At 27.6% G+C, this 15,521-nt stretch carries 14 protein-coding genes; 11 read left to right on the plus strand and 3 right to left on the minus strand.

Annotated features, from left to right (window positions below):
• Positions 1–91 precede the first annotated feature (91 nt).
• From Q3304_RS10080 to Q3304_RS10090, 3 genes are all read left to right on the plus strand, one after another.
• Complete coding sequence (locus tag Q3304_RS10080; RefSeq protein ID WP_054270737.1) at positions 92–454, plus strand: hypothetical protein; 363 nt, start codon at positions 92–94, stop codon at positions 452–454.
• A 26-nt stretch (positions 455–480) separates the two neighbouring features.
• Complete coding sequence (locus Q3304_RS10085; RefSeq protein WP_054270736.1) at positions 481–741, plus strand: hypothetical protein; 261 nt, start codon at positions 481–483, stop codon at positions 739–741.
• Between the two features lie 78 nt (positions 742–819).
• Positions 820–1,731 (plus strand): hypothetical protein, encoded by a 912-nt coding sequence (locus Q3304_RS10090; RefSeq protein ID WP_407814334.1) that lies wholly within the window; start codon positions 820–822, stop codon positions 1,729–1,731.
• 59 nt (positions 1,732–1,790) lie between these two features.
• Here the strand turns inward: Q3304_RS10090 and Q3304_RS10095 are convergent, their stop codons facing one another.
• Complete coding sequence (locus tag Q3304_RS10095) at positions 1,791–2,168, minus strand: PadR family transcriptional regulator (protein ID WP_054270734.1); 378 nt, start codon at positions 2,166–2,168, stop codon at positions 1,791–1,793.
• 265 nt (positions 2,169–2,433) lie between these two features.
• Here Q3304_RS10095 and Q3304_RS10100 point away from each other — a divergent pair, with 265 nt between their 5' ends.
• The 5 genes from Q3304_RS10100 to Q3304_RS10120 all read left to right on the plus strand — a co-directional run bounded on the left by Q3304_RS10100 (position 2,434) and on the right by Q3304_RS10120 (position 9,185).
• Positions 2,434–2,868, plus strand: a complete 435-nt coding sequence (locus tag Q3304_RS10100) for a hypothetical protein (RefSeq protein WP_407811642.1) — start codon at positions 2,434–2,436, stop codon at positions 2,866–2,868.
• Between the two features lie 82 nt (positions 2,869–2,950).
• Entirely contained in the window at positions 2,951–4,057 is a 1,107-nt protein-coding gene (locus Q3304_RS10105; RefSeq protein ID WP_407814335.1) for a hypothetical protein, read from the plus strand.
• A 110-nt stretch (positions 4,058–4,167) separates the two neighbouring features.
• A complete protein-coding gene (locus Q3304_RS10110; protein WP_407814336.1) occupies positions 4,168–5,310 on the plus strand; it encodes a peptidylprolyl isomerase in 1,143 nt (380 codons plus the stop codon).
• 454 nt (positions 5,311–5,764) lie between these two features.
• Positions 5,765–7,156 carry a peptide MFS transporter gene (locus tag Q3304_RS10115; RefSeq protein ID WP_407815186.1) on the plus strand — a complete coding sequence of 464 codons (1,392 nt, stop codon included), beginning with the start codon at positions 5,765–5,767 and terminating at the stop codon, positions 7,154–7,156.
• A 235-nt stretch (positions 7,157–7,391) separates the two neighbouring features.
• A complete protein-coding gene (locus Q3304_RS10120) occupies positions 7,392–9,185 on the plus strand; it encodes an aminopeptidase P family protein (protein ID WP_054270729.1) in 1,794 nt (597 codons plus the stop codon).
• An 83-nt stretch (positions 9,186–9,268) separates the two neighbouring features.
• On the opposite strand, the gene Q3304_RS10125 is transcribed toward Q3304_RS10120, so the two are convergent.
• Positions 9,269–10,651 (minus strand): peptide MFS transporter, encoded by a 1,383-nt coding sequence (locus tag Q3304_RS10125; protein ID WP_407815185.1) that lies wholly within the window; start codon positions 10,649–10,651, stop codon positions 9,269–9,271.
• A gap of 255 nt (positions 10,652–10,906) precedes the next feature.
• Here Q3304_RS10125 and Q3304_RS10130 point away from each other — a divergent pair, with 255 nt between their 5' ends.
• Both Q3304_RS10130 and Q3304_RS10135 read left to right on the plus strand, forming a co-directional pair.
• Positions 10,907–11,254 (plus strand): cupin domain-containing protein, encoded by a 348-nt coding sequence (locus Q3304_RS10130; protein ID WP_054270727.1) that lies wholly within the window; start codon positions 10,907–10,909, stop codon positions 11,252–11,254.
• Between the two features lie 17 nt (positions 11,255–11,271).
• The gene (locus tag Q3304_RS10135) at positions 11,272–12,306 is read left to right on the plus strand and encodes a DUF6398 domain-containing protein (RefSeq protein WP_407815184.1); all 1,035 of its coding nucleotides are present in this window, start codon (positions 11,272–11,274) and stop codon (positions 12,304–12,306) included.
• A 48-nt stretch (positions 12,307–12,354) separates the two neighbouring features.
• On the opposite strand, the gene Q3304_RS10140 is transcribed toward Q3304_RS10135, so the two are convergent.
• Positions 12,355–13,404: a PTS transporter subunit IIC gene (locus tag Q3304_RS10140; RefSeq protein ID WP_054270725.1), complete on the minus strand. Its 1,050-nt coding sequence runs from the start codon at positions 13,402–13,404 to the stop codon at positions 12,355–12,357.
• 274 nt (positions 13,405–13,678) lie between these two features.
• Here Q3304_RS10140 and Q3304_RS10145 point away from each other — a divergent pair, with 274 nt between their 5' ends.
• Positions 13,679–15,214, plus strand: coding sequence for a hypothetical protein (locus tag Q3304_RS10145; RefSeq protein WP_407815183.1), 1,536 nt, complete (start codon positions 13,679–13,681; stop codon positions 15,212–15,214).
• The last annotated feature ends 307 nt before the right edge of the window (positions 15,215–15,521 follow it).

A 15,521-nucleotide genomic window follows, 5' to 3' on the forward strand; every position in this document is an offset into this window, starting at 1 on the left:
CGATTGTGACAAGTGACCTATATACTCTTATACTTAGATTTATTATTAAAATAGTAGGCAGAGTGAGATTGAAAATTAGGAGGTGAAAACTATGCATTTATTATATGAAAATAAAAGTGAAATAAAAACAGTAACTAAAATAGTTAATCTTATCTTTAAAATCATTGATGAGTTAAAGTTATTTATTAATAATATATTGATATGTAATATAAGTAAAGAAGATTTAAACTATTATTTCTTGAAGTTTGATTTACAAAATAAAAACTTGTTATTTAATATAAAGCTCTACAATTCAATTACAAAGACAGTTGTTATAAAGAGTTATGTATTAACAGATTTAATAAGAGATTGTGAAACTAAAAAAATAGAATTGAAATTGAACTATGATATTAAAACTATGATATTAAAATCAAAAGAGAATGTACATAAAGATATTACAGAAGTTTATATATGATTTTATCAAACTTATGGAGGGGAAATATGAATTTTACTATTGATAAAAATATAGAAAATTATATTACAAAAAGAAGTAAAGTACCAGAGCCACCAAGAAAAGGAGAGATAATGATATGCCAAATATGTAATAAGCCAATACTACCAGAACAATTTTCTATAGATGAATATAAAAGAAAGAGAGAATTTAAGTGGCATATACATCCAAAATGCTTTGAATACATAGAGAAACTGGCAGACAAGTCAGTTCCTGGTTTACTTAATGAAAGAAAATATTTATTTGATTAGATATTTTTAGTATAAATGTATAGTTTTATAATCTTAATAGATAAGAAGTAATAATATAATGCTAAGAAGGTATATAATATGAAAAAAAAAATAACTTATAAAAATAATTTGCAAAAATATGGAATGAATGAGTATCAAAAAATACATGATTTGGTATATGAATTACAAGCTGGATCAAAAGATGCAGCACAAGAACTAATTAATTCGTTTAGAGCAATGTTAAATAAGTATATTTCTTTAATAGTATATGGACAATATTCTATAGAAGATTACTCAATAAGAAGTTTTATTAAATTATTTGTAGAAGAAGAACATGAACGATTGAAAATAAATTCGTATTTTGTTAATGGTCATGGTCAAATGATTGCAGATAAGACAGTTGCAAAAATAGTTGGTATATTCTCAAATAATGATAAAGAAGATATACAACAGGAGATATGTGCTATTTTTTTATCTATGTGTCATAAATATAAAGATACAAAACCGTCTTTTCACAATTATGTAAAGCGAAATTTTCATTATTATGTTTTTAGACATTTAGAAAAATTATCTAAAGACCCTATAGCAAGGGGCCTATACTATCAGAAAAAGATATTTAATATATATGATTCTGATCAACAATTACCGATAGAAGAAACTATTTGTGATAAAAATGCACAAAAAGAAATAGATGAAGTGCTCGATTATGTCGAGCTTTTTTATAATCTAAAATTGTCGATTGCGATAATTGAAAAGGATATGACTATAAATATATATGATGAAGAATTTTTAAATAACAATTGGATTGATGGAATTACATGCTCTAATATATTTAAAGATCTTACAACATTTGAAAGACGAATACTAGTGATGTGGTATATGAAGGATAATACTGATTCAGAAATAGCAGAGATGTTTGGACTTTGCAGAGGAACAATAAATAAAAAAAGAGCTTGTGCAAAATCTAAATTGAAAAAGGCTGTTAGATTAATTAATTACTTAAGTGAATGAGAAGCATTACTGATATGAAATTTAGACCACTCTAACTTGAAGAGTGGTCTTCTTTGGAATTATTCTAATTCACTTGCAATGGTATTATAAAAGTTTGCCGATTCTATTAGCATTTGTTTAAACTCAGCAGCCCTCTCATTGTAGTAGATTCTTCCTTTTTCAGTTATCTTATAGAGTTTTTTACGTTCTTTTTTTGTTGCAACTTCAATAAGACCCTTTGTGAGCATTTTTTCTATTATTGGATACATGGTTCCGTTACTAGGTTTCCAAGACAAATTAAAACTACCTATGTAATCTGTAACTTCTTTCCCATAAACACAATCGTCTTTTTTTATCATTAAATTTAACGTGTACAGCTCTAAAAATATGCCACTAGAAAATTTATTGTCATTTTCTTTTGTATTTACTGCTTTCATACCCATTGTTGAATATTTCATATACTTTCTCCTTTTAAATATTATTTTTATAAATTCTGATAGAGTATTAATAGACAATTTACATGATAAATAATTTACATTATGTATTTGAATAATATAATTGAATCTACACTATGAATTTTAATTTATATATTTTATATAACTTTTATATACGCTTGATTATTATTATATAACATCAAACAGTCGCAAACAACAATTAATAGGTTATAAAATGTTTAGTTTTATGCTATAAGCAAAATTTTAAATAAAGGAATGGTGAATAAATATGTGTAATAAAAATATACAAGAAGAAACTATTTTAGAACAAATCAAAAAGATAAATGAAGAAGATAACAAGATAGTTACTAATATAGTAGATAATATTATAAATAAGATTTATGGTGAAATCAATAATAATGAAAACTTTAGTCTAAAACATGGTTTTTTAACTGTGGGAAGATTACTAGTTATTTTAGCACAATCATTATGTGATAATGAAGAACATTTTTCGAAAGAGTGTGATTTAGCAAAAGACATGGTTTTAAATAAGATTATGGAAGCTATTATGCCAAAAAGTGATTATGAAAAAGTCACAGAAGATGATTTTGATATAGAGAATTTATCAATAAGAAGGATAATGCTTGCACTTGGAATAGCTGTAGATTATATTATATGGAAAACTGATTTAGCAAGAAATTATCAAGAAAATAGTAATAAGTAGTTATATACTAAATAAGAGTTTTGACAAAGTAATATTTTATATGGCAATATAAGGGTATAGAAAGTATTAGGAGGAACCTTGAGTGTTAAAAAAGTTGTTTGGTATTATGAAAAAAAGACAAAAATTTGATAAAGCAGAAGAAGAAGGTGAAATAGTATTAAAAAATGAAGAGGGATTATATAAAGAAGAGTTAATCGAAAAGGAACAAGTATTAACTGATAAAAAAGAAATTGAAAATAAAGAAGTTAAAGTTTTAGAACAAGAAATATTTTTGTCTAATGAAGATGATAAAATTTTAGATAAGGAAGATATAGTATGTAGTAATGAAAACGAAGTACCATGTATAAAAAAAACAAATGTTAATAATGATAATAAAATATTGAATAAAGTGGAAACAGTAATTATTGATAAATATATAAGTGATGGAGATAAGGAAACATTAATTAAAAATAAAAAAGATGATTCAAAAAAAGTTGAAGAACTTGACCAAGGAGAAAGTTGTGTTTTATTAAAAAGTCGTATTGAAGAAAAACAAATACGTGAAACAAGTGAATACCTAGCAGAAGAAGATTTAGATTACATAAAAGAAATAAAAATAAAAAGGGGAAAAAGTATAAAAGCAATAAACTTGTATACTAAAGAAGAAAATATTTTTGATACACATATACAATGTAGCAAAGCCCTTAAAGTACCATTAGGATATATAAGAGAAAATTTAAAATATGGATATATGGATTATTTTGGAGATGCCATAAAGTATTTAAGTAAAGTGTTAAATATAGAAGAGTATTGTAAAAATGAATGGAGCTATTTAGAAAATAGTAAATCTCCATCTGAGATATTTAATATTCTAAATGATAAGATATTTAGTACAAGACTTTCTGATAAAAAGAGAAATGAAATTTTAACCAATGATAAAATTGAGGCATTAAAAATGAATTATAAATTTGAATGTATCGATGAGGAGTATGATGAATATTTTAAAAAATATAAGTCTATAATCAAAAGAGGTGGAAAGAAAAAGATTGAATTAGTAAATAAAAAAGGCGAAGTATTAGAGATATTTAAGTCTTTAGAAGAATGTTCTATTTATTTGCAAAAAGAAAAAAATGAAGTTATACAGATGTTAAAGTATGGAGATACAAAAGTTGGAAGAAATTTTATAAGATATAGTTTGAGAAATATTTAATTTCATTTTAAATTCATGAGAGTTTCATTTCTGGTTCACACATTTAATATTATTTTAATGTAAAATAATAAAAGTGAAGTATTGTACAAACAAAATTAAGGAGGATATTAATGTCTGAAGAAAAAAATCCAAAAGAAAATTCATTAGATGAAATTAAAAAGTCAGATAATGTAAGTTCTAAAAAAGATGATGTGTCAGATGAAAAAAACACTGACAACAAAGTCAAGAAAAGAGAAATAAAACTAAGTAACAAAACAATTAAAGCAGTTGTAGCAATTGTTGCAGTAGGAGCTATATGCTTAGGTGGAGGTTATGTTTTTGGCAAAGAAGCTGGGAGAAAGTTACCAGCCACTTCAAAGCATTATAGTAGCAATGAAGCAGTGGCTACTATTGGGGATAAAAAAATAACAGGTGAGATGTTGAGAAAAAGAATGGAGCCATTATTTTATTTAAATGCAAAAACTACTATGAGTGATGATGAAATACGTTCATATGAATCAAATATGATTGAGACTATGATTACGTCTGACATATTATCTACTGAAGCAACTAAAGAAAAAGTAAGTATAACTAATGATGAACTAGATGCTCAATATAATAATTTAATGACTAACATAGAATCTGCAATGGGCATGACTAAAGAAGAATTTTTAAAACAGTTTGACTTGACTGAAAAATATATAAAAGCTGATATGAAAAAAGAACTAGTAGCATCAAAATACTTAAGTGAAAAAGCAAAAGTGACTGATAAAGAAGCTGAGAATTATTACAATAAAAACAAGAGCAATTATTTACAGGTTAGAGCTTCACATATTTTAATAAAAACTGTTGATGATAAAGGTAAACAAGTTAGTGATAGTAAAAAAGCTGAACTTAAAAAAGAAGCTGAAGAGATACTTAAAAAAGCACAAGCTGGAGAAGACTTTGCTACTCTAGCCAAAAAGTATTCTGAAGATAGTAGTGCAGAGTCAGGTGGAGATTTAGGATTCTTTGGTAAAGGTCAGATGGTTGAGTCTTTTGAAAAGGCTGCATTTGCATTGAAAAAAGGTGAAATATCTAGTAAACTTGTAGAAAGTGATTATGGATATCATATAATTAAGAAGACAGATGAAAAATATCAACCATTCGAAGAAATAAAATCAGATTTAGTAAGTAGTCTAACATCAGAAAAACAAAATTTACTTATAACAAATTTAAAAGAAAAATATAAAGTTAAAATTACAGATAAATACCAAATGAAAGCTAAACAATAATTTAAGTCAATTTATTAAAAAAAGAAAATTTTGATATATAGATAAAAGCTATTTTTATTCTCAAATAGAGAATTTAAAATAGCTTTTGTTATTTCATAATAAAAACAATTTACACACATGAATTGATAAAAAAATAACTTGCAAAAAAAGGTTAATAAAAAATATTTCAGAATTGAATTATTTAAATAAAAATAAATGAAAATCAAAAAAATAAATACAAAAAAAATTAAATATTAAAGATATTATTTAAATATATATATATTAATATTTTTAGTTTAAAATACTGGAAAAATAATATTTTTCATAATTTTAAAAATAATAATAAAAAAATGAAAATACTGATGGTAATCTATTGAGTAAACATAAAAAAGATGATATTATAAGTATGTACTAAAATGATTAATGTAATCTTAGTACTAAATTTAACTATAAAAACAATGAGGGGGCGTTTTTTATGTCAAATACAGAAAGCGTATCTAAAAAAGTTGGTCATCCGAAGAGTTTTTGGCTTATTTGCATGACAATTTTATGGGAGAGATTTAGTTATTATGGTTTAACAGCTTTATTGGTATTATTTTTTACAGCAAGTATAGCTCAAGGCGGTTTAGGCCTTTCTACACAAGAAGCAACATCTATGTTTGGATTATTTACAGGTCTTATATATCTTACGCCATTAGTTGGTGGCTGGTTAGCAGATAAAGTTTTAGGTCAACAAAAATGTATTTCTATAGGTGCACTTTTAATAGCAATAGGCGATTTTGTACTATTTGCTTCATCAACATCTATTGCAATGGTTTGGGTAGGCCTATCAATAATCATTTTAGGAAATGGTTTTTTTAAATCAAGTTGTTCAAATATAGTTGGGGATATATATCCTAAAACTGATGTATCGAGAAAAGATGCAGCATACAGTTTATTCTATATGGCAGTAAATGTAGGAGCATTTATAGCTCCAATAATATGTGGATTGCTTTCTGATAATGTCTTTGCAGTAAGAGGAGCAAGTGGTGATATAGTATCTTATGGATACAAGATGGCGTTTTTAATTTGTGGTATAGGTATGATGTTAGGTATGATTATATTTACACTTCTTGCGCCAAAATTACTAAATGAAATTGGAAAACATCCTGTTACTAAAGGAAATAAAGGTGAAAAAATTGAGTATGGACCACTTATTAAGTTAGAGAAAAATAGAATAATAGCAATGGTTGTTTTATTTTTATTTGTGGTCTTATTCTGGACAGCATACTATCAAACACAAAGTTCATTTATGATTTATGTAAGGGATAATGTAAATAGAACTGTATTTGGATTTGAAATGCCAGTAGCATGGCTTACATCACTAAATGCTATATTATGTGTAGCTTTATGCCCAGTATTAGCTGCTTTATGGGTTAAATTATCTAATACTAAAAGAGGTGACTTTTCTATTCCAGTTAAAATGGGTTTAGGAATGATAATAATGGGTGTTGGTTTTATAGTGATGGTATTTTCTACATTAGCTAACGGTCCAAATGGAATGGTAAAGGCTAGCATGTTGTTTATAGTAGTAACTTATATATTTACAACAGTAGGTGAATTATTTTTGTCTCCTATAGGACTTGCGATGTTTAATAAATTAGCTCCAGCTAAGTATGCTACATTATCTATGGGAGCATGGTATTTAACAAGTTTCTTTGCGAGTTTATTATCAGGGAAAATTGCTGGTTTTACAGCTACACTTGGTTTTTTACAGATATTTGGAGGAATAGCATCAGTATTAATAATATTTGGTTTAATATTATTAGGAATAAGAAATATATTAACAAAATTAATGGCTATGGATTTATTAACAAAAGAAGAATAATTCATACTAAATTAGTGAAAATAAAGGAAATTACATTTAAATATAAAATAAAAATGTAATTTCCTCTTTAATTATGAAAAAAAGCTTTACACAGATACATAATATAATTAAAATTATAATTGTGATAATTAGAGTGTATAAGATTTATATAAATTATAAGAGAAATATTTATGTAATAAACTTTACATACTTATATATTTAGTTATTAAAACTATTATTTTGAGGAGGTCTTGTTGTGAATATAAAAGACAGATTAAGTGAATTAAGAAGACTTATGGAAGAAAAAAATATAGATGCCTATATGATTCCATCTTCTGATAATCATCAAAGTGAATATGTAGGAGATTACTTTAAATCAAGAGAATTTATATCAGGATTTAATGGTTCAGCTGGTACAGTTATTGTTACTAAAGATGAAGCTGGATTATGGACAGATGGAAGATATTTCATACAGGCAGAGTCTCAATTAGAAGGAAGTACTATAAAATTATTTAAAATGGGACAAGAAGGTTGCCCAACTACAGATGAATATTTATATACAAATATTCCTGAAGGTGGAACTTTAGGGTTTGATGGTAGAGTTATATGTGCTAGAGAAGGAGCTACATTAGCTGAAAAATTATCTAAAAAAGGAATAAAGGTAGAATACCAATATGATTTAATAGATAGTGTATGGAAAGATAGACCTGCTTTATCAGATAGTAAGGCATTCTTATTAGATGTTAAATATTGTGGAGAAAGTTTTAGTTCAAAATTAAGTAGATTAAGAGAAAAAATGAGTGAAAAGGGTACTTCTACTCATGTAATAACTACTCTTGATGATATAGCATGGTTGTTTAATATAAGAGGTGGAGATGTTAAATACAATCCAGTTGTACTTTCTTATGCAGTAATAACTTTAAAAGAAGTTTACCTATTTGTTGATGAAAGCAAATTAAATGAAGAAATATTAAATGAACTAGCTAAAGAGAATGTTCAAATAAAGCCATATAATGATGTATATGAGTTTGTAAAATCTATAGACAAGGCTGAAAAAGTTTTAGTAGATGGAACTAAGCTTAACTATGCGATTTACAATAACATACCTTGTGAAGTTGAGAAGGTTGATGAATTTAATCCAGTAATGTTCTTTAAAGCACAAAAAAATGAAATAGAATTAGAAAATATAAGAAACTCTCATATTAAAGATGGTGTAGCTTTCACTAAATTCATGTACTGGTTAAAGACAAATGTTGGTAAAATTGAAATAACTGAAATAAGTGCTACTGAAAAATTAGAAAACTTAAGAAGAGAACAAGAAGGTTTCTTTGAGCCAAGTTTCAATACAATTGCTGCATATAAAGAGCATGCAGCTATGATGCACTATAGTGCTACTCCAGAATCAAACTATAAGTTAGAAGCTGAAGGGTTATTCTTAGTAGATTCAGGTGGACAATATTATGATGGAACTACTGATATAACTAGAACTACAGTATTAGGACCTATAAGTGATGAGTTAAAACTACACTTTACTTCTGTGGCAAGAGGTATGATAAATCTTTCTAAAGTCAAGTTTTTACATGGTTGTAGAGGATATAATTTAGATATATTATCTAGAAGTTGTATGTGGAATATGGGAATAGATTATCAGTGTGGAACTGGACATGGTATAGGATTTGTGCTAAATGTTCATGAAGCACCAAATGGATTTAGATGGAGAGTAGTACCTGAAAGATTTGATAGTGCAGTTCTTGAAGAAGGAATGGTAACTACTAATGAACCAGGTATATATATAGAAGGTTCTCATGGTATAAGAACAGAGAATGAAATAGTAGTTAGAAAAGCTGAAAAGAACTTCTATGGTCAATTTATGGAGTTTGAAGTTGTTACATTAGCTCCTATTGACTTAGATGGTATAGTTCCAGAGTTAATGAATCAAGATGAAAAAGATTATTTAAACTGGTATCATAAACTAGTTTATGATAAAATATCTTCTTTCTTAACTGATGAAGAAAGAGAATGGTTAAAAGTATATACTAGAGCTATATAGTTTGTAACTAAATATAATAAAAAATCGAGGTATTATGTACCTCGATTTTTTATTATATTTTTTACTCTATTTAGAAAAAGTTTTTAATTTGATAATTCTACTAATTTTTTGTTCATTATAAGCAATATAATTCCAAATAGTAATAAGAATGATGGTATTACTATGAATACTTGTAACATACCAAGCTGGTCTATAATAGCTTGTGTATAACCAGATAATTTATTTGCTGCAAATTTACCTAAAAACCAAACACCCATTAGAAATGAAATATATTTTTCAGGTGAAAGTTTATTTACCATACCATATCCAACTGGAGAAAAACAAATTTCTCCTATACTTTGGAATGTTAAAAATCCAACTACCCAAAATACACTTGCCTTATGAATAGAATTAGGGTCTGTTCCTGTTTGCATAACAGCTACTATCATGAATAAAAATGCAATAGCTAATAGTATAAATCCTAGACTCATCTTCTTAGGTACACTTAAATCACCTTTTTTAGTTTGAGATAGCTTTACCCATACTAGAGCAGATATAGGTCCAAGGATGACACAAAGAAGACCATTATATGAGTCTATCCATGAAGTTGGGATTTGAAAATTACCAACAGCAAGATTTATGTGTTCCTTTGTATATAAGGCAATAGACATAGAGGCTTGATTGTATGCTATCCAAAAAAATACTGTAAAGAAAGCTAAGACTAATATTACCACTATTCTTTTTTTCTCAACTAAAGTTAATCGTTTGGAAGCTAACATCTTCTTATATTCAAGTGATTTCTTTATAGATTCTCTTCCGTTACTAAATTTATTATTTGAAGATTTATAAAATTTTTTGTTGCCAAAGATAAAAAATAATAAACCTATTAGAACAGTAATTGATGAAAATAAGAACACATATCTATAACCATACATGTTTATAGAGGCACCACTTTTCATAGCAAACCATTCATTAGCAACTAAACCACATACTAAAGGTCCAAATAATGTTCCTAAATTGGTAGCCATGTATGTAATAGAGAAAGCTCCATCTTTTCGTGGGTCATCATTAGTATATAGATTTCCTACCAAAGTGTGTAGGTTGCCTTTATAAAAACCTATTCCTAATCCAGATAAGAATATCATGATATTTATATCCATTTTACTATCTGCTAAATATCCTAAAAAATAACCAATTGATACCATTATCATTCCAAGTATAATACAGTTTTTGGGACCTAAAAATCTATCACTTACCCATCCACCAATAACTGGAGAAAAATAAGTCCATGCCAAAAAAGATGCAAGCATTGATGCTGATTCTGCTGGTGTTAATCCTAAACCACCTTTGGATACTTGTTCAGCTAAAAATAATAATAATACCAACTTCATACCATAGTATGCAAGTCCTACAAAGGTAAATATTGAACAGCAGAAATATAAATCCTTAGGTTGTTTAAGTTTTTCTTGAGTTTTTGAAACTGACATATGTATAGAACCTCCAGATAAAAAATTTAACAAAAATTTCCCATACTATATGAGTATATGTTTTTTTGTTAGAGACGTCAACTTATGGGACAATTTAATTAAATTGCAATATATGTAAAAATAGTGTCATTTTTATATATTCAGTAATATTTTTTTATGAGAATATATGTTATTATTATATTAAAATACAACATATTATGGAAAGGATATGCCAATTTAGTAGTTAGATTGATTGTTTGGCAGGTGGGATGAGCTATGATAAGAAAGAAATCTGAATTACAAGTAGAATTAAAAGAAAATTTGAATGGTGGTATTGGAAAAGTTAGGCTTGAAAACATAATACAAAATGAAGAGCTTAAAGGAAAAGGAAGACTATTTAAAAGAATAGCTTTACCAGCAGGAAGTTCAATTGGTGTGCATGACCATACAACAGATTTTGAAGTATACTATATATTAAAAGGAAAAGGTAAAGTATTTGATAATGGGGAGTTTATAGAAGTTAATGAGGGTGATGTAGTGTATACAGCTGATGGTGCAAAACATTCTATAGAAAATATAGGAGAAGAAGAACTTGAATTTGTAGCACTAGTTTTATATATGTAAAATATGGAGGAGAAGTCATGACAAGCAAGATAGAAGAAATTAAAGACAAGATAAATAGATTTTGCAACTCCAATTTGAATCAAGAATATAAAGATATAAGTTTTAAAATTTTGCAAAACCTTTTGGATAATAACAAAGAAACAATTCATTCTTCTAGAGCTGATATATGGTCTTCAGCTATACTAAATATAGTTTTGGAGCAAAATCTTTTATATAATAAGAAGCATCCATTACATATAACAAAAAAAGAATTTTCAAAACAAATAGGTGTTTCTTTAAACACTATAAATAATAAATCATCTTTGATAAAAGAAGTTTGCAGTATTGACTTTTTAAATCAAGATACTATAGCTATCTCTAATGTAGAATTTTGGGTTAAAGAAACAAATTCTAAATCCAATTCTATAGACTTAGATTTAGAAAAGAAGAAAATATTGTATAAAAGATACATTAAGCTATCACAAGATGCTAATAGCAATATTGAATCAATTAGATATATGGAAGAAGCTGTAAATATAGGGAAAAGTATGATTACAAAAGAAGATAAAGAGCTTGGATTTTGGAAAGGTCTATCTACTAGAGCTTATATGATAGCGCTTGAATCTCTTGCTAGGAAGCTAGAAAGTATTGACAACTTAAATGAGTCCAAAAAAGTATTAGAGTATTTAATAGCAATTAATCCTAGTGATGAACAAGGAATAAGATATAAGCTGTTAAATATATTGATTAGATTAAATGATAGAACTTCAATAAATAAATTATTTGAGCTTTATAAAGAAGAAAAGTCTGCTACATGGATGTACAGTAAAGCTCTTTATTACTTTAAAAATAACAGCATGTTTTTAGCAAATGACTCTATTAAGGCTGCTAAAAGTAAAAATAAATATATTGGATTATATTTATTAGACTGGAGAAATGCTTTTGGTAGAGAATTTGTTACAGAAGAAGAAAAGGCTGAAGCTGTATATTACTATGATGAAAATATAGTTCTTTGGAATGAAGTAAAAGGTTCAATAGACTGGTTATTAAAAAAGATGTTGGAATTTTCATAAAAAAAACTACTCCTTACTTTTATACAAGTAAAAGGAGTAGTTTTTAATTTATACATCTAGTTTTAAATCTCCTGGTTTTATTAAACCTTTTTTTCTCATAAATTCTGAAATTAGCAAAGTTACAATAGCAGGAAGTATAAAGTTAAGTAAAAGTATACCAACCCACATAGTTATACCTCCTTTTCCAGCACTCTGCATAGCAGTTACTGTCCCAAATTGGCCAACCAATCCACAAGTACCCATACCAGAACCAATAGGGATATTCTCCATTTTAAATATTGTTGTAGATAATGGTCCAAGTAATATTGAAGCAACAGTAGGTGGAATCCAAATTTTCCAATTTTTTATTATGTTGGGAACCTGAAGCATAGATGTACCAAGTCCTTGTGCAACTAGACCACCTACCCCATTTTCTCTAAAGCTCATAACAGCGAAACCTACCATTTGGCAACAACAACCAACAGTTGCTGCTCCACCAGCAAGACCTCCTAAACTAAGCATCATACAAATAGCTGCACTACTTATAGGTAATGTAAGAGCTATTCCAACCAGCGCAGAGACTAGAGCCCCCATTATGATGGGTTGCATAGTTGTAGCTTGCATTATTATGTTTCCAAATGAAGTCATAAATGCAGAAACAGCTGGACCAATAAGTTGAGCTACAAGTACTCCAATTAGTATTGTTACAGCAGGTGTAACTAATATATCTACTTTTGTTTCTTTTGAAACTAATTTTCCAATCTCTACAGCAAAAAGTGTAGCGACAAATGCCCCAACAGGACCCCCTAATTCATTACCACAAGCTCCAACAAGTGCACAAGAAAATAGCACAAGTGGAGGTGCTTGAAGTCCATACGCAATAGCCACTGCTATAGCTGGACCTGTAACTTGTTTAGCAAGAGGGCTTATAACTTCAGTAAAAAGAGAAATATTGAAGTTGTCTCCTAATGTGTTAAAAATTGTTCCAATTAAAAGGGAAGAAAAAAGACCGAGTGCCATGTAACTTAACGCATCAATAAGATACCTTTGAACAGAAATTTCAATGTTTTTTCTTTTAGCAAATGATTTGAAATCTTTTTTTTTGTAATTGATTTCCAATTTAAAGTCCTCCTCATATAATACAAGTATAAATTTCTTTTGAATTAATTATATAACTTTTTAGCTGACAAGACAAATGTTATTTCACTAAAATTAGACTATTGTAATAGTAAGAAATTAACACTAATTTTAGTTTTAAATTTTAAATTTATGGTTTATAATTAGTATAGGGATATTCTGAAATATAATACTTTTCCAGTTTATCCCAATATTTAACTTAGGTAGATTGCTTACAAAACAAATGATTATATATTAGGCTAAAGGAAGTGGATAGATGAGATTTGTAGAAAATAAGAAATACAGAAAAATTGCCATAATTATATCTATTCCTATATTGCTTGTTGCGCAGTACTACCTTTTTAAATTTGGAATACTTAGACCAATGGTAAAGGGAGTAGAAATCGAAATTGTAGATGGGGAATATGTTAAAGATTTAGATAAATATGTAGTAAAACTAAATGAAACAGTTACTTTATCTACTGGCGAATATATCAAGGTTCCTTCATATGCTAAAGACCCAAATATTTGGTTTAATGTGTTGGATAATTCAGGGACTTTAAAAATAGATGGAAATAAGATGACAGCATTAAAGGTTGGGTATTCTTCTGTGGGTATTATGAAGAATTCAAGAGTGTTGAAAAAGGCTACTATAAAGGTAGTAGACCCAGAAGTAGAATCACTAGATATGGAGATTAATGGGGATTTAAAACATGTTGGTGATAGTGCTACTATAGAAAGTACAATAGAGGTTGATTATGACAAATTTAAAAAGTCATATAAACCTATTTATAAGAGTAGTAATGATGATGTGCTAAAAATTAAAGGAAATACAGTAAGTGCAGTTGGAGTTGGAAAAGCCACAATATATGCTAAGTGTGGAAATAAAGAAGTAGAGAGAAGCTTTAGAATTCAAGCTAGAGTTGCTGAAATAAATATGAATGATGTAAAAATAGAAGTTGACCAAAATGAAAAATTAAAACCAGATATAATAACTTCTCCACCTGGTTTAGAGCCACCAAAAATATATTATGAGTTAGCGGATTCAAAGTTACCTGTAGAAAGAGCAATAAGTCTAAGTAGTGATGGAAATATCGTAGGACTTAGAGAAGGTAAGGAAAGAGTACGGATAACTTGTGGAGATAAATCTAAAATAATAACTATAACAGTAGTTAAAGAAACTATAACGAATGACTATATACAAAATTTAGTAGGGTCACATAAAATAGTAAATAATAAAGTTATTATTAAGCTTGAATGGGATTATATGAAAGATGTCTTTGACTATGATATATATCTTAAAGACAAGTTGTCAGGAGAATCATTTAAGAAAATAAAATCTATAACTGTAAATGAAAGTGATTTAGGAAAATCACAAAAAGTATATGCTACTATAGAAGTAGATATAAAAGATAATCAAAATTTAGATTTTGATATTTATGTTGTAGGTAAGAAAGATTCAGATACAACTAAGCCAAGTAATGTCATAAATATTACTAATGGAAATTCAAATTCAAATGATGATAATAATATTCAAGATATGAAGGTTGAAAACATATCAGCTAATGTTGACAGAGAAAACAATGTTATTAGGGTTAATTGGAGTAGTGTATCTCATAAGGGTTGTACCTATAGTATATATGTAAAAAACAATACTAATGGAGAGGGAGATTTTACATTGTATCAAAGTGATATACAAGGTAATGAGCATACTATAAGTATTCCTGAAGGAGACTTAAATATGGATATCTATGTTGTTGCAAATTACGATGGGAAAAACTCTCAAAATAGTGATGTTATAAATGTAAGATAGATTTGTATACAGATTAAGAGTACTAAGTTTGTGATTTATTGAAAAATTAAATTAAAAAAGGATAGTATAAGTAGAATTATACTATCCTTTTTTATATAAGGGTTTCAAGTTTTTAGTTTAAGAAATATTTTTTATTAATTTAAATAATCTGAAATTGACTTTAATGCAGCTTCTATTGCATGTATTAGTGTTGTCTGAACCTCCCATGACTAAATTCACAGGGTTCCTGTTTCATAGAATTTCGCATACTGAAATATGTCTTACCAATTCTCCACAGGCTATCCCCGTAGTTCCTACGGTTCTTACA

Origin of the sequence: Clostridioides sp. GD02377 (genome assembly GCF_045899875.1) — a bacterium.
In the GTDB taxonomy this organism is placed as follows: Bacteria; Bacillota; Clostridia; order Peptostreptococcales; family Peptostreptococcaceae; genus Clostridioides; species Clostridioides difficile_A.

Excerpts from the sequence above, each read along its gene's own strand:
- Q3304_RS10080 (WP_054270737.1), top strand. The coding sequence starts at position 92 with ATGCATTTATTATATGAAAATAAAAGTGAAATAAAAACAGTAACTAAA.
- Q3304_RS10085 (WP_054270736.1), top strand. The coding sequence starts at position 481 with ATGAATTTTACTATTGATAAAAATATAGAAAATTATATTACAAAAAGA.
- Q3304_RS10090 (WP_407814334.1), top strand. The coding sequence starts at position 820 with ATGAAAAAAAAAATAACTTATAAAAATAATTTGCAAAAATATGGAATG.
- Q3304_RS10095 (WP_054270734.1), bottom strand. The coding sequence starts at position 2,168 with ATGAAATATTCAACAATGGGTATGAAAGCAGTAAATACAAAAGAAAAT.
- Q3304_RS10100 (WP_407811642.1), top strand. The coding sequence starts at position 2,434 with ATGTGTAATAAAAATATACAAGAAGAAACTATTTTAGAACAAATCAAA.
- Q3304_RS10110 (WP_407814336.1), top strand. The coding sequence starts at position 4,168 with ATGTCTGAAGAAAAAAATCCAAAAGAAAATTCATTAGATGAAATTAAA.
- Q3304_RS10115 (WP_407815186.1), top strand. The coding sequence starts at position 5,765 with ATGTCAAATACAGAAAGCGTATCTAAAAAAGTTGGTCATCCGAAGAGT.
- Q3304_RS10125 (WP_407815185.1), bottom strand. The coding sequence starts at position 10,651 with ATGTCAGTTTCAAAAACTCAAGAAAAACTTAAACAACCTAAGGATTTA.
- Q3304_RS10130 (WP_054270727.1), top strand. The coding sequence starts at position 10,907 with ATGATAAGAAAGAAATCTGAATTACAAGTAGAATTAAAAGAAAATTTG.
- Q3304_RS10135 (WP_407815184.1), top strand. The coding sequence starts at position 11,272 with ATGACAAGCAAGATAGAAGAAATTAAAGACAAGATAAATAGATTTTGC.
- Q3304_RS10145 (WP_407815183.1), top strand. The coding sequence starts at position 13,679 with ATGAGATTTGTAGAAAATAAGAAATACAGAAAAATTGCCATAATTATA.